This window comes from Pseudomonas sp. RGB (genome assembly GCF_007713445.1).
Taxonomy (GTDB): domain Bacteria; phylum Pseudomonadota; class Gammaproteobacteria; order Pseudomonadales; family Pseudomonadaceae; genus Aquipseudomonas.
Genome location: NZ_VMSH01000003.1, coordinates 35,020 through 54,007, shown reverse-complemented (window position 1 = coordinate 54,007; position 18,988 = coordinate 35,020). Strand labels below are relative to the sequence as shown.

Genomic DNA, 18,988 nt, shown 5'->3' with positions numbered 1-18,988 from the left:
GGGATGCATCCGTGTAATCAGAAAATAGAGAGCAGGCCAGCATTAACGCACTCGCAGGCTTATTTGAGTTCTTTCACCAGATACCCACTGGTGATCTGCGTAATACCCGTGAGTGCGCGGCGCAACGCCTCAGGGTCGGTGCGATACGTGAGCGGCGTGTAGCCGTAGACATTCTGGCCATTGAACGGCGTGACCGTCTCAACCGTGCGCCAGAGCATCTCGTCGCCACGGTCCATGCGCGCCACCACCGTGAGTGTCGGGTACACCACGCTGCTGAAACCCTGGGTCAGGCGAAAGCCCCACTCGCCCACCGTGAGCTCAATTTGCGCGTCGGCCGGCTCATCGTCACCCACGACTTTGAGCGATGAGGTTTTACCCAGGGCATCGATAAAGCCCTGCTTGAGCAACACACCCAAGTCGATGTTTTCGGCGTCCATCACCGTGAGGATCGCCGCAGGCGTCGACATCTCGGCCAGTTGCCCAACCTTCATGCCACCGGCAAACCCCGCGCCGCTCAAAGCCGCCGTGCCCAGCTTGCCCGCGCCGCTGGCCATGCCGACGCCCGCGCCAAGCCCGGCGCCCAGTGCCGCGCCCCAGGCTTGTTCACGGCCCATGTAGACCATGTTCTTTTGCCACTTCACGGGCAAAACCTTGACCGTTTTGACCTGCGCACGGTGTTCGGGCGTGAGGGGCTGGCTGACGCAGCCGCCGAGGATGAGGGTGGAAAGCAGAATCAGTAGAAGGTTTTTCACATCAGTCCTTTAATGTTTTATTCAAGTTGAAGTCGTTATGCGACTTGCCTGCCGCCTTCAAGAACCCAGCAGCAAACTCCGCATCCACGGTTAACAACAACTCCAGCACATCATAAATTTTCCAGCGATGCGGCTCCGGGTTCGCAGCCATCGCCAGCAAATGCTCACGCAGTGCAGGTAGGTATTCGTTGAATTGGTTGCGGCTGACCAACCAAAACATATCGGCGATTTCAAAGGGGCGTTCATTGGACAAATGAATGATTTTAACAATCGGCGCATAGATTTCTGCCCGTGCTTTTTCACCCTCACCCGCATCGGCCAACCGGCAAAAGTAACCAACCAACGACCTCAGCACAAACTTGTAGGTCTCATCGTGGCCGTGCAGCCGATGTGAATCAAACCCTTCGAACGTCTGGACGTTGTCAATGATATGAGCGGTATAACTCAAGCCTTCTTGCACGCCCCAACTCGTCAGCAAACGCGCGGCCAACAGCCGCACACCGTCATCGGGATGAGTCCTGAGCAACGCCGTTACGCTGGCGACGCGAGTGTCGGGAATATCTTCCGGGTCCAGGTCTGTCGCATCCACAGCATAATCGGCATGCGGGGGTACGAAGTGCAGCAGGTCATTGAGCTTATCGTCCACGTCTTATCCTCGAGCAGCGCCGAGCTTTGCGGCGTCATAGATGTCGGCAAGGCTGGCCAGAAGGGGTTGCACGTAATGACAGCCCTGACAAACGATGCGTTCAGGGCGGATGAACAGCAACAACGACCGGGCCTGGGGCCCGGCCGCTTCAAGCGCTTTTAACTCACTTGCTTTCTTTTGCCACGGTGCCCAAGGACGCATCCTTGACCAGATAACGGCCTTCCAAATCGCTGAGCACTTTGAGGCTGTTGCGGGCGATGGCGAAGCCCATATCCACTTCCTGCTTAAGGTAAACCACCTCACCCGCCTTGACGTTGATCGGCATGTCAGCCCAGTTTTCAGCTTTGGAGCTGATCACGTGCTGGCCCGGCGTCACGAAGAAATAAATGTACTGGTTGCCACGGTTGTAACCCATCTCCGAGTCGGCTTCCTTGTCATCCAGGAACACGTTGAAGCGCACCATCATCCCCACGTTGCTTGGACGTACGACATACACCAGGCCTTTATCGGCGACAGCAGCCTTGGGCAACGAGTAGTTCGCCACGTCCGCCTGCATCTTCTCCACCGATGGCGTCGAGGAGCAGCCAAACAGCGTGGCCAGGGACAATACAACAGCAGCTTTGCAAAACAGCTTGATCATGTACTTCTTCCTTGTGGTGTGACGGTAGAGCGGGTTGATGCGACGGCGATTGACCGGCGCGGGTGCTTTGATGCGTTTAATCATCGCCAATGTGTCGGCCATGGATCTGAAGACATGAGGCGGTGTGCGTGGGCCAGTAGTTTGATACCTTGCGTGGGTTTGGGTGGGGGCTTATAGTCCGGGCCGTCGCCCAAATGGCGATCAGGTTTGGCGACCTGACAACAGAGTGCAAAAGCAACCCGCTTCTATGCAGGTGTTTTTGCACCCGCAAAGCTGTGCATGTTATGGCGGCTGTGCGCGGGAGACCTTCGGGTCTGCCGGTTACTCTGTTCCGGTTCGCCAACCTGCGTACAGCTGCCACCCTTTCGTTTGGCGACGAATGAGTGGTGGCTTATCCAAAAAACAGAGGACTGAAAATGAACCAATACATGCCCCTCACGGGTCACGACAGTACCGTCCCCGCTCTGCTCGTCGACACCTGTGCGCCCCTCGACGTGCTCCACGACGCCGCCGTGTACCGGATTCGAGCCGTCACGCAACTGTTGGAAAACCTGGCCTTCCGCGAACAGCTCAGCAGCGATGCCGTGGTGCTTCAAGACTTCGCCCAATTGCTGGCTATTCCGCTGCGTGATGGGTGTGATTTGCTGGATGTCATCATTCGCAGGCTCCATGCCGATCCATCCTGAGTAAAAGCCGGGCGGCCTGAGTGCCGCCCGGTTTGTGCGCAGGTGTTCAGGAAGAAAAAGGGCGTAAAGGGTTAAAACGTGGCCTGCCCCCTATTCCCCCCGGTTTGACCAAGATTTGTTCATTCCTTTTCTTCAAGATAGGGCCAATATTCTGAGCTCCCGGTTTTTTTCATCCAAACCCGACCGCATACAGGACAAGTAATAACATCTTTACTAGCTGCATCTATACGATCAAAAAACTCTTCAAAAGAAAGTTTCCCCTTACCTGCCTGTTCCGCCAAGCTATATAACAACTTATTTGGAACAAGAGTAAACTCCTCCGAAACAGGAGAATTAATCAGGCTAATAACATAGGAGCATCTACATGGAAACTTAGCCATTTCTACCTCCCTAGCAGGCTATTAATAGCCTGCCTATCCAACCGAATAGATTTCTCCCCCTGCGAGAAAATCACTTGACTCAAAGGAATTGGCTTCCCCCTTTGCTTTTCCCAAAAGCAGCAGCAGACTTGTAGGAAATAGGGGTCAGACCACTATTAACACTGTTGACCTCAAAAAAACATAAACCCGTGGCCTGATCCCTATTTCACCACCATCATGTTTCGTACCGTAGCCCCAACGTGCTTAGAGGGTGGCGAATTGGAACTGGCCACTTTCATCTCGGGCGGAAAGATGACAGATATCACACAACAGCATCTCACCACAGGCAGCACCGCAAGCTGTAGGAGTGGATTGCGTTACCACGTTAAGGCTAGCAATCTCGTCCAAAACATTCCAATTCCTGCCAGCCCCAGCCTGTATTTCTTTTTCATCTATGCCATCAAACCCAGATAAAATCGGGTTTAATTATATACTCAACTCCAACTTCAGCAAGAATTTTTCGAACTCTTAATACGTCTACAGCCTTTCCAGAAAAAATTCTGGACATGCCCTGCTGAAGTAAACCCCTGGACTGTAAAAAGTTAGAGCCGAACACCTCGGACACAGCCCTTATATGTGATTTATTTCTATAATCACCAACACAAAATACTTCATATATCTCTTCATCAACCCTAATACCAGACATGTTCGTAGTAACTAACGACCAGTCACAAACTGAACACCTTAGCCCTTTAGCGCTGTTTTCCTCAAAACTTACTAAACCACCGCCGCATCGCTCGCACACAACTAATGAAATAAACACTATGGCTTACCTGGATTAAAAATTTTGAACTCGTCTTGCTTCGATAAGTCCGGGCAATTTGGATTCGAAGGGGATCTCGGAGCAACTACCACTTTTCCATCTCCGTAGGCCCACACCAATTTAGTTGGAGCTTTCACCGCCCCCCCATTTTATTCGGGGAAAATAGGGGTCAGACCACGATTCTTCTAAAAATATAGTCTTCATCTGAATAAAAACACGCAGACCGATTGTTTCCCCGCTGAATAATATGCAACAGGATATCCGGCAGTAAAACCCTAGAACGGCGAGCCATATAAACCCCTAACCGGATAGGAGCTTACAGCTTAGCCGCCCTTCAACAGGCCAACAGATTGGAATAATTACAAAAAATAAATCATGTTTTTAAAGAGCAACTCTGCTGAACTTTAAAAAACAAAATCGTGGTCTGCCCCCTATTTCTCCAGGATAGATTTGTGGGGATCCCTCAGGGTCCGACCCATAATAATTTCGCTTTGAATATATCAGGAACCAGTTCAAAAAGAGCCCGAATTAATTTAAGATGCTCCCAGTAATTTGGTGAAATATCATCACTACAATTATCAAAGTAATACTTAGCCTGATGATTTAAAAACCATATGTCATGCTCGGAAAACTCAGAACTCAACAAACTACTGGCAAGGTTATGCACTAACTCTGCTTCAAAATAACAAGACCTATCTTTACCCTTTATTTTTTCATCAAGAGTCTGAATATTTCTTATATAAGGTAACGCTAGAGAAAACATCCTGACGTATATTTCATTTTTTTTCATATGTGCAATCATCATTTCTCACCGGCATGGACTGGGCCCCAGCTGGGAAAATAAGGGTCAGACCACTATTCTTCTATTCTTTTAACTCATACTTTTTTGGGCGCCCTGACACACCCTGCGAAACTCTTTTACCTAATGCGTGCGCGATCTCGGACGCAAACTTCTGATCGCCCAAAACATAATTACCGTTTGTAGAAGATCGAATTTGTTCTATCAGCCCAGGTGAAAGTCGATCATTGAGTATAGACAGGTAAGCTTCGGCTCGTTGCGCGGTGCCGCTACCTAATTCGTTATAAACCGCATGCGCGCTTATAAAGCCTGATAGCTCGCCCTGTGCGTTTGCCCTATAGCTGGTCCAGCGATAGTCGCCCGGATGAGCAACCATACCGGCTCTAACCGGGTTCATTTCGATATATCGATAGCAAGCTAAAACATAGTTGCCTTGTTGAACCAAACAGGAGCGGAAACAGCCTTCCCACAACGTGCCCGTTCGTGGATATGTTCGATTGACATATTGAACGTAGCGCTGCCCCAGTCCCTTCATAAGCAAGCCGGCCCCTGCGCAACAACTGGGAGTCAACAACAAATGAACATGAATTGTCATCAAGCATAATGCGTGAACTTTACAGCCATACAATTCAGCAAGCACGGCTAATGTATCAATGTAAAAAAATATAGTCTTCATCTGAATAATGTGCAACGGGATATCCGGCAGTAAACCCCTAGGACGGCGAGCCATATAAACCCCTAACTGCATAAGAGCTTACAGCTTAGCCGCCCTTCAACAGGCCAACAGATTGGAATAATTACAAAAAATAAATCACATTTTTAAAGAGCAACTCTGCTTAACTCTAAAAAACAAAACCGTGGTCTGACCCCTATTTCCCTCTATTTTCCCTCGCTTTATATAAACCGAAGTTTCCAATAGTCATTGCCCGCCACTATCCAGTACCGCTCGCGAGCAGGGATCAAAAAGCTAAAATCAAAGCATTCAGCAGTCCAGTCCGAATAAGCTAGACTTTCATGAACACGCACGTCATCCATATGCATAAAAATTTTTCTGTCAAAATTTGTGTAGAACTTGGGAAACCTGGAATGAATGATATTGGCCTTTTTAAATAGGGCCGGAGACAAACCCTCGCCGGTTAAAAAATAATGTTCAGTCTTTTCAAAAACTTCATAATCCGCTTCTATGAATTTTTTCAAATCGCTTGAAGTAAGAATTTTTTCACTTGAATCATCTAGATACTGCGGAAAATTTTCCGAAGTCATTTTCAGAATACCGCCCCTGAAACTTTTGCAAGACTGCTCGTATTGCTCCTGGGTTATATCGCCATCATCAAGATAGGCGCGATAGTCTTTTTCTGCGTCAAGAGAAAAATTATACTTCTCATCTATCACCCAATAACATCTTCCAGAGTGTACAAAAAAGCAGACACTTCTCTCTCCATTCCAAAGATCATCAAAAACTGTCTGGTTCACCTTCATTGCTTGAACTCCTTGAAAAATTCATCCTGTGTATAAACACGGCGTTACTCGAGTTCTTTTCGAGTAGCGACTCCCAAATCTTGGGTAGCTCGAGGGAGAGGAAATAGGGGTCAGACTACGATTACACAGTTCTATTTACACGGAAATTCTCGAAACGTAAAAACCCGTATCTTTTTTCGAAAAAAAATAAATTATTAAAGATCCAAATCTAAAAATCACATATCAACCAACTAGAAATCACATCCCATAAAATCGTGGTCTTACCCCGTTTTATTAGGGATAACTAATAGTTTCAAAACGTATAACTTTTAAAGAACATGATTTAAAAATGGTGCCGCCCCCTATTCCTCCAATCGTGGTCTGACCCTTACTTTTCCAATATTAATTCACCTTTATCTTTGCAAACCGTCGCTTACCCTCTACTTTCCACAAACACAATCAACGACGTTAACACTTCTTTATTCTTCATGATCATTTACGCAGATAAGAGGAAACGGGCGTACTTCGAGTTATCGCATCACTGTCCGCCACGTCACCAAACCATCCAAGCCGTGTTCAGACTTCAGGAATTTGAGTACATTTTGCGCCTCGGCTTTTTCTTCAAACGGCCCCGCGTAAAGGTGTGGCGGCTCATCAAGCACTGTCGGCACATCGATGAGCGCCATCTGTGCCGCCATCCGTTCAAATTCCTCATCCGTATCGGCGGTCATGCGTGCGACCCAACCGCTGCGGTCTTTCAGGGCAATCGGCTCCACGTCGGCCCCGCAGTGCTTACAGCGAGTTGCCGCTGCTTGGATCGGTTGGTTGCAGTCGGGGCAAGGGCGTAGGTCCGGGTGCACCAGGGCGTCAACACCGGTCTTCGCCAGCCGGGGTATTAACAACACGGCTACCAAGGCGACGCCGGGAAGGAAGAGCGAGATTGCAAACCACCGGGGCCCTGAGCGCCCGCGTGTGCTTGCAACGTAGGCGGTGACGGCTGTGAGAATGAGCCAGAGGGGGAGCGGAATGCCCATTAGACGTCCTTGTTTTATTCGTTAAGTGGTGCGTATGTTGAACGAGCAGGAACAACGAATAAAATCCATTTAAGCGATAATGAACTTCAAAAAGCCAAACACGCCTGCCCCTTTTTCTATTGTTTCTATTTCTCCTTCGGGTTTCCTTCAAGCATAAAATTTATAGACTCTTCAAAATTACCGCTGCACGAGCCAGCAATTAAGTTGGCTGAAACAAATCCTATTTTCTCAAATACCTGCTCGCTGGAGGAAATATCGCCGTACGCGGCGTAAAATATCTGCAGACGGCTAAGCTCAACTTCAACACCATCCAAAAAAGCGCGTCTAAAACCGTCCATTGCGGCGTTCGCATAGTTTTTTGGCAATCCCACATATACAGAGTCAAACCCTTTAACCAAGTAATCCTCATTTTCTGAAAACAGATTAATTTTCGATTTTAGATCATCGACTCCAACCGCCTCCGTCTCTGACGGGGAATATGTTACTCCGAGCATTCCATATAAAACGCGCGCACCTCTAGAAATCATGATTTCAAGAACTAGGTTATTTATGTCTACGCAGGAACCATATGCAGCGCGGTCATTGGAGATTTCGCAATGTGAACATTGGTAAACATTACGCCATAGCCGAAACTTTCCATGCTTACCTACGCTTCCACTTATCATTTTTGCTCACTCCAAAACTTCAACCAACTCCCGTTGAAGGACCCAGGCTCAACAGAATTGACAGCTCTGATCACGTCGGGATGATAAACACTGAACGGAGATGCCTGATATTTAGAAAGTGCTCCTTGATGGGCGGCACTATAGTCTAATCCTGTTTTCATCATCGTAGATTCAGAAACCTCGTGAATGTAAAAACTTGCATCCGCGCCGCTAATGGGTGTGCCGTCGGCCAAGGAGGTGCGAAGTCTTTCAATCATAAGGCTATTTTCTGGTACGTATCCGAATTGTTTTAAATGTGTTTCGACAATATCCAAAACTTTTTCTGAAATTCTGACCTGCCGATCTGTCAACCTACCGAACCCAGTACCTCCTTCTACACCATCAAGAAATGCTCCTGTACCTTTCGCGCTGTCAGCTTGTGCCCTGGCAGCCGCGCCAAACTCGTCTGTCCCCTTACCTACAACACCCAGTGAACCTAGCGCCGCCACACGCTCGACCGGGATGTATGAAAAGGGGACAGATTTATTTAACAGCTATTTACTTAAATAAATCTGTCCCTTTGCCTGGTCCCCTTTGCCTGGGCAGGAACCAATAGGCAGCTACCCCCGTTGAAATACCTCCCAACAAAAAACTCAAAACCACAGGAAATATATTTCTCATCAATTGATAATTTTCAACTTCACTTATAAAGAAAAAAACAATACTAAACATCCAAGCGGATGAAACAACAGCGCTTACAATTGAAATAACTAAATAACTGCCAGCCCTGCCTTCAAGCTTAAAAAAAGTTACTACTATCGCCAGCACCACAGCGGGGAAAAGAAAAATCAATTGCGCCATGATGGGAACGGTAATAAAAAGTGAAAACAGCTCACCGCTTCTCACCTCTCCAATCAATGATGGCTTTTTAAATACTGTTATCAGCACCGTAATTAACATTATAGGAACAGCCGCCAAGCCCGAAAAAAACGGACATAGCAAAAATGCAAAAAACACTTTTTTCCGAGGATAGTTATCTAACGTCATGGCGCACAACCTTGGCTAGCGTCATAACCTAGCAGTTTACAACCAAACTCAACCCTAGAGCTGTAGTCCAAGATATTTACGCCACCGCTGACCCCAGGCACATCGCCTGGCAACGCCCCTGCACCTTTGTCCGAGTCTGTCATATATTTAGACACCCCCAAAAATACGTCATGACCGCTCAAGTACTCTTCATGAATAGGCTGTAAAATCATCTGTTCATTCTTCAACTGACTAATATCCCAAGCCACTGGATCAACCGTGTTCTTATTATAAAGATTCTTAAAATTATCATACCCACCCGCCATAAGCGCATCTCCTGCTGCTTTACGCCAATCATAGACAGGTGCTAAAGCCCATCCAGCACCAAATGTTATGTATGACGCATTGCCGTCCGCCCCTAAACCAGTAAAAGGTGCACGCGAGACGGTATTGGCACCTCCAAACCATTTTGCACCGATACCTAATTGATTTTCATAGGTATCACTAGCATTAAAGAAGTCTGCTCGATTATCAATAGTATTGAAATAAGATACAAAAGAACTTTTTCCTTCTTCAGTCTTATATAAGTAATCAAATGTGTTTTTCGTAGAACGTTCAACATCACCGTGCATAACATTCCATGCATCTTGAATTGCAGTATATTTTATAGCAGAGTTCACGGCATTCCGGCAGCTATCGCTACCCGGATCTTTGGAGCATACGCTGTTCATATCATCATCTAGGAGCTTACTCAGTCGCTCTGCTTCCGCTTTTGCGGCGTTCTTTTGATCCTCCGTTTTGCAGGTCCTACCTGACATACAATCATTAACCTCATCAAATTTTTGATGAGTCAGGTAATTGAATGTAGTCGCCTTTTGTGCTAACTGAGCCCCCTTTTCCAAATCACCATCTACTGCAGCCGCAGCCAACAATCCGGTTAATTGTGAGAGCATCAAGGTAATATCTTTATTTCCTTGCGCAGCCCAAGCGAGTTGATTGATGAATGCTTCGTTCAAACCAGCAGCTGCCGCGCCCGTTTTAAAGTCGCTACCCGTCGCCTCAGCCAGCAATCCACCCATCAATGCATGAGCAATTATCTTTTGGGGGCTACCATTCGGGAAAGTGACATAGTCACCCACCCAATTAAAACCGGTAGCCATTGCCACGTTGCCAGCCTCTCCCAGCAACGCCGCATTAAAATTGTCCCCGAAGCTACCCCCTTGGACTGCCGTCGATATACCGCTAGAAATTACGGCGCGGCCACCAGTACGCAGGGCAATATCACCCGCTGAAGTCCAAGTGAAAATATCTTTGGAAGAGTTAGTGACCGCCAAGTTTGAGCCCGCACTCGGACTAACACCCTGAACGGTGCTAGTACCTGCACCTGCGCTATCGGTACCTGCAAACCAATTAGTGTCGGCGTATTCCAGAGCCCCCGCCGTAAACCCAGCTACAGCCGCGCTTTTAAGGCTGTCGGTGCTAACGGTTTCCTTGAAGGCTCTGCCGAGGTTGCCTTTGTTGTTTATGGTGCTGGTAACCGCCGTGGTACTCAGGCTGGTACTTACAGCAAGGGTGGCCCCCTGCAATCCAAAACCTACCGGCCCCATAATTGCCGCCATCATGATCGCAATGGCAATTTTGGCACCGGCACCCAGCCCGGAATTGTCGTACTTGAAGCTCTCGTGAATCTCTTTGACCTGGCGCCAATCAATGTCGCCACGTGCCTCAGCTTGCTTGAGCCACGCCAGATTGGGATCAGCCTTGACCATCGCATCAACTGTCTGACTTACGGTCTGCTGATCGACCTGTTTGACATCGATGCGAATCCCCTCGGCGGCCTTGATGACGAGCTGGCCTTGAGCAACCAGTTCACTTTGGCGCAGGGTTTCATCCGTATTGCCTTTACCTTTGGCACTGAACCACGAGAGGTCACTTTTGCTTTTGGTGTGGCTCTCATCGTGCAGGTCTTTGACCCCTTCAAAGACAACCGCACCACCGCTATCGAGGATGATGTCCTTACCGCTATTGAGCTTGGCAACTTGGTACAGCTGGTCGCCTTCACTTTTAAGCGTCAGATTGCCACCCGTCTTGATCTCGGTGCCCATCTGAGTCGTGCGGGTGACTTCATCTGTCTGCGCTTTTTTCGCACCCCAGCTTCCCTTCTCCTTCATGTCATACAACGTATGCGTACTGTTCTGCGCCGCCAGCAGGTTCAACTTATCCCCGCTGTACAGATACGCCTCGTTCCCCGCACTGATCTTGCTCGCCACCAGTGTGGTGTCGCGCCCGGCTTGGCTCTTAAAGTCCGCGCCCGCCGTCAGCACACTGGCCAGCTGCGTGGTTTGCTCGTCCGCCGTCTTGATGCGTTTTTTGCCGTGTTTTTCTTTGCCTTCGACGTTGTGCATGTTGCTGACGGAGGCGACGTTGAGGTCGCGTCCGGCCTGAATGTTCAGGTCCTTACCGGCAGTGGCGGTGCTGCCAATAATGTTGACGTCTTGCCCGGCCTGCATGTTGACGTTGCCGCCCGCCGTGACGCTCGCGGCAAGGTTTTTGACATCGGTGGTGATGGTGGATTTTTCGCCGCCGTCGATGGTTTCGTGGATCACGCTGGTGTCGCTGGCGGCGACCAGGTTGAGGTCGCGGCCGGCGGTGAGGGTGGCGTCGTTGCCGGCGACCAGTGCGCCGTGGTTGTTGAGGTCGCGTCCGGCTTCAATGGCCAGGTTGCCACGCGCAGTGATAGTGCTCGCGCTGGCGTCGGTGAGGGTGCGCATGCCCACGCCTTCACGCACTTGGATGGCAGTGTTGTCGTTGGTGATGTCGCCTTTGATGCTGGCAAGGCTGACTTGGCTGCCACGAATTTCACCGCCCATGGCGTTGCGGATGCTGTCCTGGGCCAGCAGGCTAAGGTTGTTGCCGGCTTCCATCAGGCCGCCGTTGTAAATGCTGCCGCTGCTGACGGCGGAGAGGTTGTTGCTGGCGCGCAGGGTGCCGACGTTAACCAGGTCGCCACCGGTGACGAGGTTGAGGTCACGGCCCTGGATCAGGCTGTTGCCGCGCACGTTGCGCGATTCGGCCTGGGCCAGGTAGAGCACCGGCACCAGGACGGTTTGGCCATCGACCACGCGGTTTTCCATCCACACGATGTCGTGGGTCAGGGCGCCGACTTGCTGGCTGGTGAGCGTCACGCCGACGCTCAGGCGCAGGGCGTCTTTGCTGGCAAGGGCGTTGTCCATCAGGTAGCGGAATTGGTCGGCGTCGCTGTAGAGGCCGCCGGCAAGGAAGCGTTGGCCGGTTTGCGCGAGCACGGCGTCACGGATCAGGCGGCTCTCGTATTGGCCATCACCCAGACGGCGCCAGGCGTTGTCATCGGTGAAGCCGAGTTTGCCGAGCATGTAGTCGGAACTGAAGAAGCCCGAGGTGGTGGCAAATTCCGGATTGGTCTCGATCAGGTAGTGGCTGGTCGGGTCGGGGTTTTTGACGAACAGGCCGTACTCGCCCTTGGGCAGCTGGAAGTTCGGGGCGGTAGTGGGGTCGACCGGGGCGAACGGCGTGCCTGTGTAGTCCACGGGGACGAAGCCGCCGCCGGGGGCGACGGTGGCAACCGGCAATACGCTGCCGGCAGCTTGGGCGCTCGGATCGTTGGCGTGTTTGCTCAGGTTGATGTTGATGCCGCCGACAGGGATGCCGGTCTGGTCGTCGCCAAGAGTGCCAGTCAACTGAGCCAGGGTGTTGTTATGCAGCGTGCCGTTTTGCAGGGTGCGCGCGACGTTTAGGTTAACTGTGCCACCGGCTTGCATCGTGGCGGCGTAGCCTGGGCCCCCGTTGTCGGTCCAGGTGGTGACGTCGCTTGTGTAGGAGAAGGGGCGCACGTTTGGCGAGCGGTTTTTGAGTTCTTCAAAACGCGCCTTGTCGAAGTTGCCGGCGGCGGTGGCGGCGTTGAACGCAGGCACGTCGATGTATTCCATGCCCTCCCACACGTGATCGTTCACATGCCCTGGGGTGTTGATCACGAGTTTGCGTTGCCCGGTGCGCGTGCCGGCACCCTGGTTGAGCAAGTCGCCAGCGGTGATGCTCAGGTCGCCATTGGCGGCCAGCAGGCTGTAGCGGTTCTGCACGTTGTCGCCTTGCAGCACCATGTTCTTGCCTGCGACGAGCCGCGCCGAGACCGAGTCCTTGGTTGCCGTTTCAAGGTAGGTTTCGTTGATGGTGATTTCACCGCGCCGCCAATTGTCGTCCTCACCGCAGTGCTGCATACACACCCAGGCCAGGCTGCCGGTGGTGAGGGTTTGGCCCAGTTCAAATGCGTCTTTGGCGTTCTCGATAAAGCCGGCGTTGATGCCGATGGAGCCTTCGCTTTCTACGGTGCCGGAGCGGTTGCTGAACAGCACCGCCTTGCCGCCATCCACCGCCGCAAAACTCAAGTTGCCCTTGCTGTAGACGTCGCCATACAGGTTGCTGAAACCATTACCGCGCAACGTCATGTCGCCGCCGCTGAACAACAGCGAATCGGCGCCATTGGTGATGCCGTTGACGGCGATGAGGTTCACCGCGCCTTGACCGCCCATCGTGCCACGGTTGCCGATTTGGGCCGCCGCGATGTCCAGCTGCTGACGCGCAGTGAGGAAGCCGAGGTTGTCGAGGGTGCCGCTGAGTTTGAGCTGGGTGGTGTTGCCCGCCAGGCGTCCGCCGTTCTGGCTGAGGTTGTTGGCCGTCACGCTGAGGTTTTGCTGGGTGGCAATGCGGCCGCTATTGTTCAGGTCGCCGCTCAGGGTGATGCTCACGTTGCCGTCGCTGAGCAGTTCGCCGCCGTTGTTCAGGCTGGCCACGTCGAGGGTCAAGCCCTTGCTGCTGGCCATGCGGTCGCCGGCTTTGAGGGTCAGGCCTTGGGCGCTTCGGTAAGTGAGGGCTTCGTTGAGTTGCACGCGGCCCAGGCCATCGACGTTGCCGAAGGCCCAGTCAGCCGTGCCCAGGCCATTGATGGTGCCCTGGCTGCCGCTGAGGCTGGCGGTGTTGATACGGAACAGGCCGTTGCCGGCGTGCTGCAACTGGCCGCCCTGGTTGTTCAGCTGTGTGGCGTCGAGGCTGAACGCGGCGCTGCCAAATTCCAACGTGCCGTTCTGGTTGTTGAGGCTGCCACTGAGGTTGAGGCTGCTGTTGGCGCCGCCCAGCGCGCGCAGTTGCCCGCCTGCGCTGTTGTCGAGGTTGCCGCCATTGAGGGTCAAGCCCTGGTTGGCTTCGATCAGGCCGCCTCGGTTGGTGAGCGTGTCGCGCGAGATGAGGTTGATCTGGTTGCCGCTGATCTGCCCGCCCGCGCTGTTGTCGAGGGTTGCGCCGGTGATCGCCACCTGCTCTTTACCGAACAGTTTGCCGCCACGGTTGGCCAAGGCTTCGACGGTCAACTGCAGGTTGCCAAGCAGGCTGGCCATCATGCCGCCGCCGCTGTTATCCAGCGTGTTGGCCGTGACACTCAGGGTGTCGCCTTGAACAGTGCCGCCAAGGTTATCCAGGCTGCGGGTATTCAGTTGAGTCTGTGCGCCGCCGCTGAGGATCAAGCCTTTGCGGTTGCTCACGTCCTGGCCGCTGTAGCTCAGGCCTTGGTTGCCGGCCAGCAGTTGGCCAGCGTCGTTGTTCAGGCGCTGCGCCGCGATTTCCACGCGCTTGCCACGCAAGGTGCCGTCGCTGTTGTTGAAGGTGGTGAGGGCTTTGACCAGCACGCTGCGTTCGCCTGCGTCGATCACACCGCCGGCGTTGGTGAGCAGGTCGCTGACGTTGAGCGTCACGTCGCCGCCATTGCTGACCAGCGAGCCTTTATTGCTGTTGTTGAGGCTTTGCGCAGTGACATCAACCGAGGTGCCGAGCAGGATGCCGGCGCTGTTGTCCAGGCGCTCGCCTTGCAGCTGCAACAGACCTTCGCTTTGGATACGGCCTTGAGCATTGAGCAACTGGCCCGGGCCTTTGAGCAGCAGGCTCACACCCAGCGCACCGCCAGCCAGCAGGCCCGCGTTGCGGTTGTCGAGACCGGAAGCGCGCACATCGAGTTGATCACCCACCACACGCCCGGCGCGGTTGTCGATGTCGCCGCCGCTCACGTCGAGCAGCAATTGCTTGCCGACAATCACGCCGCTTTGGTTATCCAGGTTTGCGGCATGCAGTTCGACATCGCCTTGCCCGGCCTGTAAGCGACCCTGAGCGTTATTGAGCTGTTGCGCAGTGGCGAGGGTCAACTTGCCGGTGTTGGCGCTCAGCACGCCGTTGGCGTTGCTGATGAGGCTGCCGGCGTTGAGGTTAAGGTCGCTGCTGGCCTGGGCGAAACCCTGGTTGTTATTGAAGGCATTGGCGACGGTGAGGTTCAGCACGCCGTTGTCCGCCTGGATCAGGCCTTTTTGGCTGTTGTCGAGGTCGCTGGTATTCACCGTCAGGGCACCGGCAACCAATACGCCGTTCTGGTTATTCAGGTTGCTCGCGTAGACCGTCAGGTCGTTGGCGACGACTTGACCGCCCGCGTTGTTCAGGTCGGTACTGACCAGCACCAGGTTGCCGCCAGCCATTTCGATGCGGCCCTGGCGATTGTCCAGCGACGCGCTGTTGAGCGTGGCGGCCTGCCCTTCACCGAAGCGAATCAAGCCGCCGAGGTTGACGATGGCCGGTGAGCTGATCACCAGGCTTTGCTCGCCGTACAACCGCGCAGTCGCGCCTTGGTTAGTCAGTTTTGCCGTGCTGACGCTGGCGGTTTTGGCCTGGATAATGCCGCCCTGGTTGGTCAGTGCCTGCGCGGCGGTGATCGCCAACGCGCGGCTGGCCAACAGGTTGCCGGTGGTGTTGACGGTTTGCGCGTTCACCACCATATCGCCGGTGGCATTGCGGCTGTTGTCCGGCGCTACACCGGCTTCGATGATGCCGGCGTTGCTCACGCTGGCCGCGTTGAGTTCGATGCGTTGGCCGGCAGCCACACTCTTTTGGTTGACCAGCGCTTGTGCGCTGGTCACTTGAACGTTGCCGGTGGCATAGACCTTGTCGGTCAGGTTAACGCTTTGCGCCGTGACATTGACGTTACCCGTGGCCGCCGTCTGCGCCATGCTCAAATGCCCATTGGCATCAAGCTGAATATCCCCACCACTGGCCGCCAACGTCCCGTCGAGCTTCACGCCCACGCCGGCTTCGGTGCCCACCAGTTTGATCGCGCCGGCGTACATGCCGCCCAGCGCGCTGGAGTCGATGGCCAGCTCGGGTTTGGCGCTGCCGTCGTCGGCGCGTGCGGTGGTTTTCAGGCTTTGGGCATCGACGTCGTTGCGCCCGGCGATTACGGCCAGCTCGCGTGCGTTGATCTGGGCATTGATCTTGGCCGAGCGGGTGATGATTTCGAAGCGGTCGACGTTACTGGCGTTCAGGCCCTCGCCGTCGATGGTCACGGCGCCGCCGTCAACCTGGTAGTGGTCCAAACGGCCGACGTTGTCCATCACCGGTTTGCCGGTGGTCAGGGTCACGTTGGGCGTGTTGATAAAACCGCAGCCACTGCACGTGATGCCGTACGGGTTGGCGACGATAACCTTGGCCGACTGGCCCGCCACTTCGGTGTAGCCGCGCAGCTGGCTGGGGCTGCCGCCGTTGACTTCGTTGAGAATGACGTTGGCGGCGCCGCCCTTGAGGTTCGGGTTGCCGACGATGTAGCCGCCGAGCTGCGTGTTCTGCACCGCGCCGGTGGCGTTGTTGAGGATCACGCCGTTGGGGCCGACGTTGTAGTCCTTGAACTGGTTATGGGACAAGCCACTGGCATTGGGCGCAGCGATGTTCACCACCGGCACGCCATTGCCGGCCTGGCCGACGCTGGTGGCCGGGTTGCTGACCACAATGCCTTCGGCCTGGGCGAGCAACGGCTGCCAGAACAGCGCGTTGGCCAGAATCAGCACCAGGCCGCGCTTGGGCAGACCAAGGAACGCGTCCCGGCGCTTCAGGGCAGCAGAAGGTTGGCGGGCCAGAAAGGCAAAGTGGCGAACATCCATTTTCAGATTCTCGTTGCAGCAGGGCGTTGAATTACAGGAAGAAATCCATGCGGAAGTAGATCGGTGCTTCGCGCTCCGTCACGACCCCAGGCCTTTCTAACGAGTGAGCAAACGTCACGCTGGTGCTGACGTATTTGCCCCGGGCGAACAGCTCCACGGAGTTGCTTGAAACGCGGCCGTGGTAGTCGTCGTTGTAACGGTCGTTGCGGATCACGCCTTGGTCGTAACCCAGGCTGGTGCCGTATTCGGCGAAGGCCGGGCGCAGCCATTCCAACGTGACCGGGCGGGCCCAGCGCACTTCATTGCGCCAGTAGCCACCGCTGTCGCCGGACAGTTGCTGATCCTTGAAACCGCGTACCGAAGAAGAGCCGCCGAGGCTGATGCGTTGCGGCGAGAACAGCACGTCTTCGCTGCGTTGCCCGGTGGCCAAGCTGGTAAAGCTGAACGACTCGCCCCACAGGCTGAACGGCTGCAGATAACTGACGGTGGCGGTGTATTTGCGGTAATCGGGAGTGGCCGTGAGGTGCCCGTACTGATCGCGATGCTGGTCGTCGCGCTGGGCGTCAAATGCACCGATGCCGTTCTGCACGCCCAGGTCAACGTTGACGAAGGCATTGCCGATGCGCCGGCCGTGGTTGATGCCAAATTGCAGTTCGCTGAGGCGGTTACTGCTGGTTTCGAGGTGGGCGTCGTCGATGTAGTTGTTGGTGCGCAGGTGAGCCAGACCGACGTTGACTGAGGTCTTGCTCACGTCATCGCGGTGAATCACGCGCTCTGCGCGCAGTTGGTGGTTTTCGTTATCGCCCGACTGCTTGAACTTGAAGGTGTCGGTGTAACCCAGCGCGCGGTAATCGCTCTCGCTGTAGGTGTAGCTGAAGTTCCACCAGCCCCACGGCACGTTGTAGTAGAGCATGGTGTTTTTCGACGTTTTCTGGTGGTCGCTGATCGCGTCGTGGCCACCGCGCAGCACCAGTTGGTCGGCCAACCCCAGCGGGCTGTCCCACTCCAGGCCCGCGCCCCATTGCTGCTCGCCGGTGCTTCTTTGCCCGTCGTTATTGCGCGACAGGCTGGCGCGCCACGGCTTTTGCGCGGTGTTCTTGACCACCACGTCGCTGCCGCCCACGTCTTTGCCGGGGGTCAGTTCCATTTGTGCCTGTTTGGACGGCAGGCGGTTGAGCTGGTCGACCAGTTGCTCGACCTCGCGCAGGTTCAGCGCCTCGCCGACCTTGCCGGGAAAGGCCATGGCCAGCTCGCGGTCAGTCACGTTGCTGCCTTCGGCGCTTCTCAAGGCTTCGAGCTTGCCCTCGACCACCAGCACTTGCAGGTGGCCGCTGGACAGGTCCTGTTGCGGCAGGTAGGCACGGCTGGTGACGCGGCCTTTGGCGATGTAATAGTCGGTGATGACTTTAAGCAGCTCATTGAGCTGCGAGACGCCCAGGCATTGGCCCACATAGGGTTTGAGCAACAGCGTGCGGTCGGCAGCGGACAGGCTGTCGGCGCCCTTGAGCTCGATGTCTTTGATCGGGAAACAGCGGGTGTCAGCGGGCGTCGCCGGGGCTTGGGGCTTGGCCTCTTTACCGGGCAGGTCCTGGAGTTCTTGCAGGCGCCGGCCCTGCTCTTCGAGCAGGCGATTTTGCCGGTCGCGGATCAAGTCTTGATCCCCTGGCGTGGGAGCGGCTGTGGCGCTGTTCAGGCCCAGACAGGCGAGCAGGAAAGTGCACAGCAAATACCGAGTCCGTGGCAATAACAAAGACATGTTCGATCCATCGAAAATCAAGGGGCGGCAAACTAACATCGAACTCGCGCTAGCCCAAGAAGCTGGACTTGTCGGGCATTCGTACTTATTAAAACCGCAACCTATTGATTAATAACAACAAATAATCATCAAACGGTGAAAGCGCTTGTTGTTGAAACTTTTATTCCGACAAGCGGCCACTGTTTTTGATAACCCTTCGGCAAACAACCCAGCAGATGCCATTACTTAGCCATCAACTAAATACCGAGTTAGGTTAGTACAGGGGAATACAGAAAAGTTCGCGGATGTTTTGTGAATTGGATCCCATTTATCGGATGAGTCTGGGATAGAGCCTCTTGTGGCGAGCGGGCTTGCCCCGCGTTGGG

The 18,988-nt window shown here is 54.0% G+C and carries 14 protein-coding genes; 1 reads left to right on the top strand and 13 read right to left on the bottom strand.

Features of this window, described 5'->3' with window-relative positions; all coding sequences use genetic code 11:
* Positions 1 to 59: 59 nt before the first annotated feature.
* From FPT15_RS07320 to FPT15_RS07310, 3 genes are all read right to left on the bottom strand, one after another.
* Positions 60 to 752, bottom strand: coding sequence for a hypothetical protein (locus FPT15_RS07320; RefSeq protein WP_145159659.1), 693 nt, complete (start codon positions 750 to 752; stop codon positions 60 to 62).
* A 1-nt stretch (position 753) separates the two neighbouring features.
* Entirely contained in the window at positions 754 to 1,398 is a 645-nt protein-coding gene (locus tag FPT15_RS07315) for a hypothetical protein (RefSeq protein WP_145159657.1), read from the bottom strand.
* Positions 1,399 to 1,561: 163 nt separating this feature from the next.
* Entirely contained in the window at positions 1,562 to 1,954 is a 393-nt protein-coding gene (locus FPT15_RS07310) for a DUF2846 domain-containing protein (RefSeq protein WP_176159749.1), read from the bottom strand.
* A gap of 512 nt (positions 1,955 to 2,466) precedes the next feature.
* Between FPT15_RS07310 and FPT15_RS07305 the strand changes: the two genes are divergently transcribed.
* Positions 2,467 to 2,724, top strand: a complete 258-nt coding sequence (locus FPT15_RS07305; protein ID WP_145159655.1) for a hypothetical protein — start codon at positions 2,467 to 2,469, stop codon at positions 2,722 to 2,724.
* Between the two features lie 119 nt (positions 2,725 to 2,843).
* Here the strand turns inward: FPT15_RS07305 and FPT15_RS07300 are convergent, their stop codons facing one another.
* From FPT15_RS07300 to FPT15_RS07250, 10 genes are all read right to left on the bottom strand, one after another.
* A complete protein-coding gene (locus FPT15_RS07300) occupies positions 2,844 to 3,104 on the bottom strand; it encodes a hypothetical protein (RefSeq protein ID WP_145159653.1) in 261 nt (86 codons plus the stop codon).
* 1,265 nt (positions 3,105 to 4,369) lie between these two features.
* A complete protein-coding gene (locus tag FPT15_RS07290) occupies positions 4,370 to 4,696 on the bottom strand; it encodes a hypothetical protein (RefSeq protein ID WP_218570658.1) in 327 nt (108 codons plus the stop codon).
* 73 nt (positions 4,697 to 4,769) lie between these two features.
* A complete protein-coding gene (locus FPT15_RS07285; RefSeq protein WP_145159649.1) occupies positions 4,770 to 5,435 on the bottom strand; it encodes a transposase in 666 nt (221 codons plus the stop codon).
* Positions 5,436 to 5,599: 164 nt separating this feature from the next.
* Positions 5,600 to 6,184: a hypothetical protein gene (locus FPT15_RS07280; RefSeq protein ID WP_145159647.1), complete on the bottom strand. Its 585-nt coding sequence runs from the start codon at positions 6,182 to 6,184 to the stop codon at positions 5,600 to 5,602.
* A 509-nt stretch (positions 6,185 to 6,693) separates the two neighbouring features.
* Complete coding sequence (locus tag FPT15_RS29980; RefSeq protein WP_256676387.1) at positions 6,694 to 6,939, bottom strand: SPOR domain-containing protein; 246 nt, start codon at positions 6,937 to 6,939, stop codon at positions 6,694 to 6,696.
* Positions 6,940 to 7,322: 383 nt separating this feature from the next.
* Positions 7,323 to 7,862, bottom strand: coding sequence for a hypothetical protein (locus FPT15_RS07270; protein ID WP_145159643.1), 540 nt, complete (start codon positions 7,860 to 7,862; stop codon positions 7,323 to 7,325).
* Positions 7,859 to 8,350: a hypothetical protein gene (locus FPT15_RS29910; protein ID WP_218570657.1), complete on the bottom strand. Its 492-nt coding sequence runs from the start codon at positions 8,348 to 8,350 to the stop codon at positions 7,859 to 7,861. Before FPT15_RS29910 ends, FPT15_RS07270 begins: the two co-directional genes overlap by 4 nt.
* 49 nt (positions 8,351 to 8,399) lie before the next feature.
* Positions 8,400 to 8,888: a hypothetical protein gene (locus FPT15_RS07260; protein ID WP_145159641.1), complete on the bottom strand. Its 489-nt coding sequence runs from the start codon at positions 8,886 to 8,888 to the stop codon at positions 8,400 to 8,402.
* Positions 8,885 to 16,867, bottom strand: coding sequence for a DUF637 domain-containing protein (locus tag FPT15_RS07255; protein WP_256676386.1), 7,983 nt, complete (start codon positions 16,865 to 16,867; stop codon positions 8,885 to 8,887). Before FPT15_RS07255 ends, FPT15_RS07260 begins: the two co-directional genes overlap by 4 nt.
* Positions 16,868 to 16,898: 31 nt before the next feature.
* Positions 16,899 to 18,623, bottom strand: coding sequence for a ShlB/FhaC/HecB family hemolysin secretion/activation protein (locus FPT15_RS07250; RefSeq protein ID WP_145159639.1), 1,725 nt, complete (start codon positions 18,621 to 18,623; stop codon positions 16,899 to 16,901).
* Positions 18,624 to 18,988 lie beyond the last annotated feature (365 nt).

What these genes read in the sequence shown, in the direction of transcription:
- FPT15_RS07310 (WP_176159749.1), bottom strand. Translation starts at nt 1,954, where the DNA reads ATGCAGGCGGACGTGGCGAACTACTCGTTGCCCAAGGCTGCTGTCGCC.
- FPT15_RS07305 (WP_145159655.1), top strand. Translation starts at nt 2,467, where the DNA reads ATGCCCCTCACGGGTCACGACAGTACCGTCCCCGCTCTGCTCGTCGAC.
- FPT15_RS07300 (WP_145159653.1), bottom strand. Translation starts at nt 3,104, where the DNA reads ATGGCTAAGTTTCCATGTAGATGCTCCTATGTTATTAGCCTGATTAAT.
- FPT15_RS07290 (WP_218570658.1), bottom strand. Translation starts at nt 4,696, where the DNA reads ATGAAAAAAAATGAAATATACGTCAGGATGTTTTCTCTAGCGTTACCT.
- FPT15_RS07285 (WP_145159649.1), bottom strand. Translation starts at nt 5,435, where the DNA reads ATGGCTCGCCGTCCTAGGGGTTTACTGCCGGATATCCCGTTGCACATT.
- FPT15_RS07280 (WP_145159647.1), bottom strand. Translation starts at nt 6,184, where the DNA reads ATGAAGGTGAACCAGACAGTTTTTGATGATCTTTGGAATGGAGAGAGA.
- FPT15_RS07270 (WP_145159643.1), bottom strand. Translation starts at nt 7,862, where the DNA reads ATGATAAGTGGAAGCGTAGGTAAGCATGGAAAGTTTCGGCTATGGCGT.
- FPT15_RS07260 (WP_145159641.1), bottom strand. Translation starts at nt 8,888, where the DNA reads ATGACGTTAGATAACTATCCTCGGAAAAAAGTGTTTTTTGCATTTTTG.
- FPT15_RS07255 (WP_256676386.1), bottom strand. Translation starts at nt 16,867, where the DNA reads ATGGATGTTCGCCACTTTGCCTTTCTGGCCCGCCAACCTTCTGCTGCC.
- FPT15_RS07250 (WP_145159639.1), bottom strand. Translation starts at nt 18,623, where the DNA reads ATGTCTTTGTTATTGCCACGGACTCGGTATTTGCTGTGCACTTTCCTG.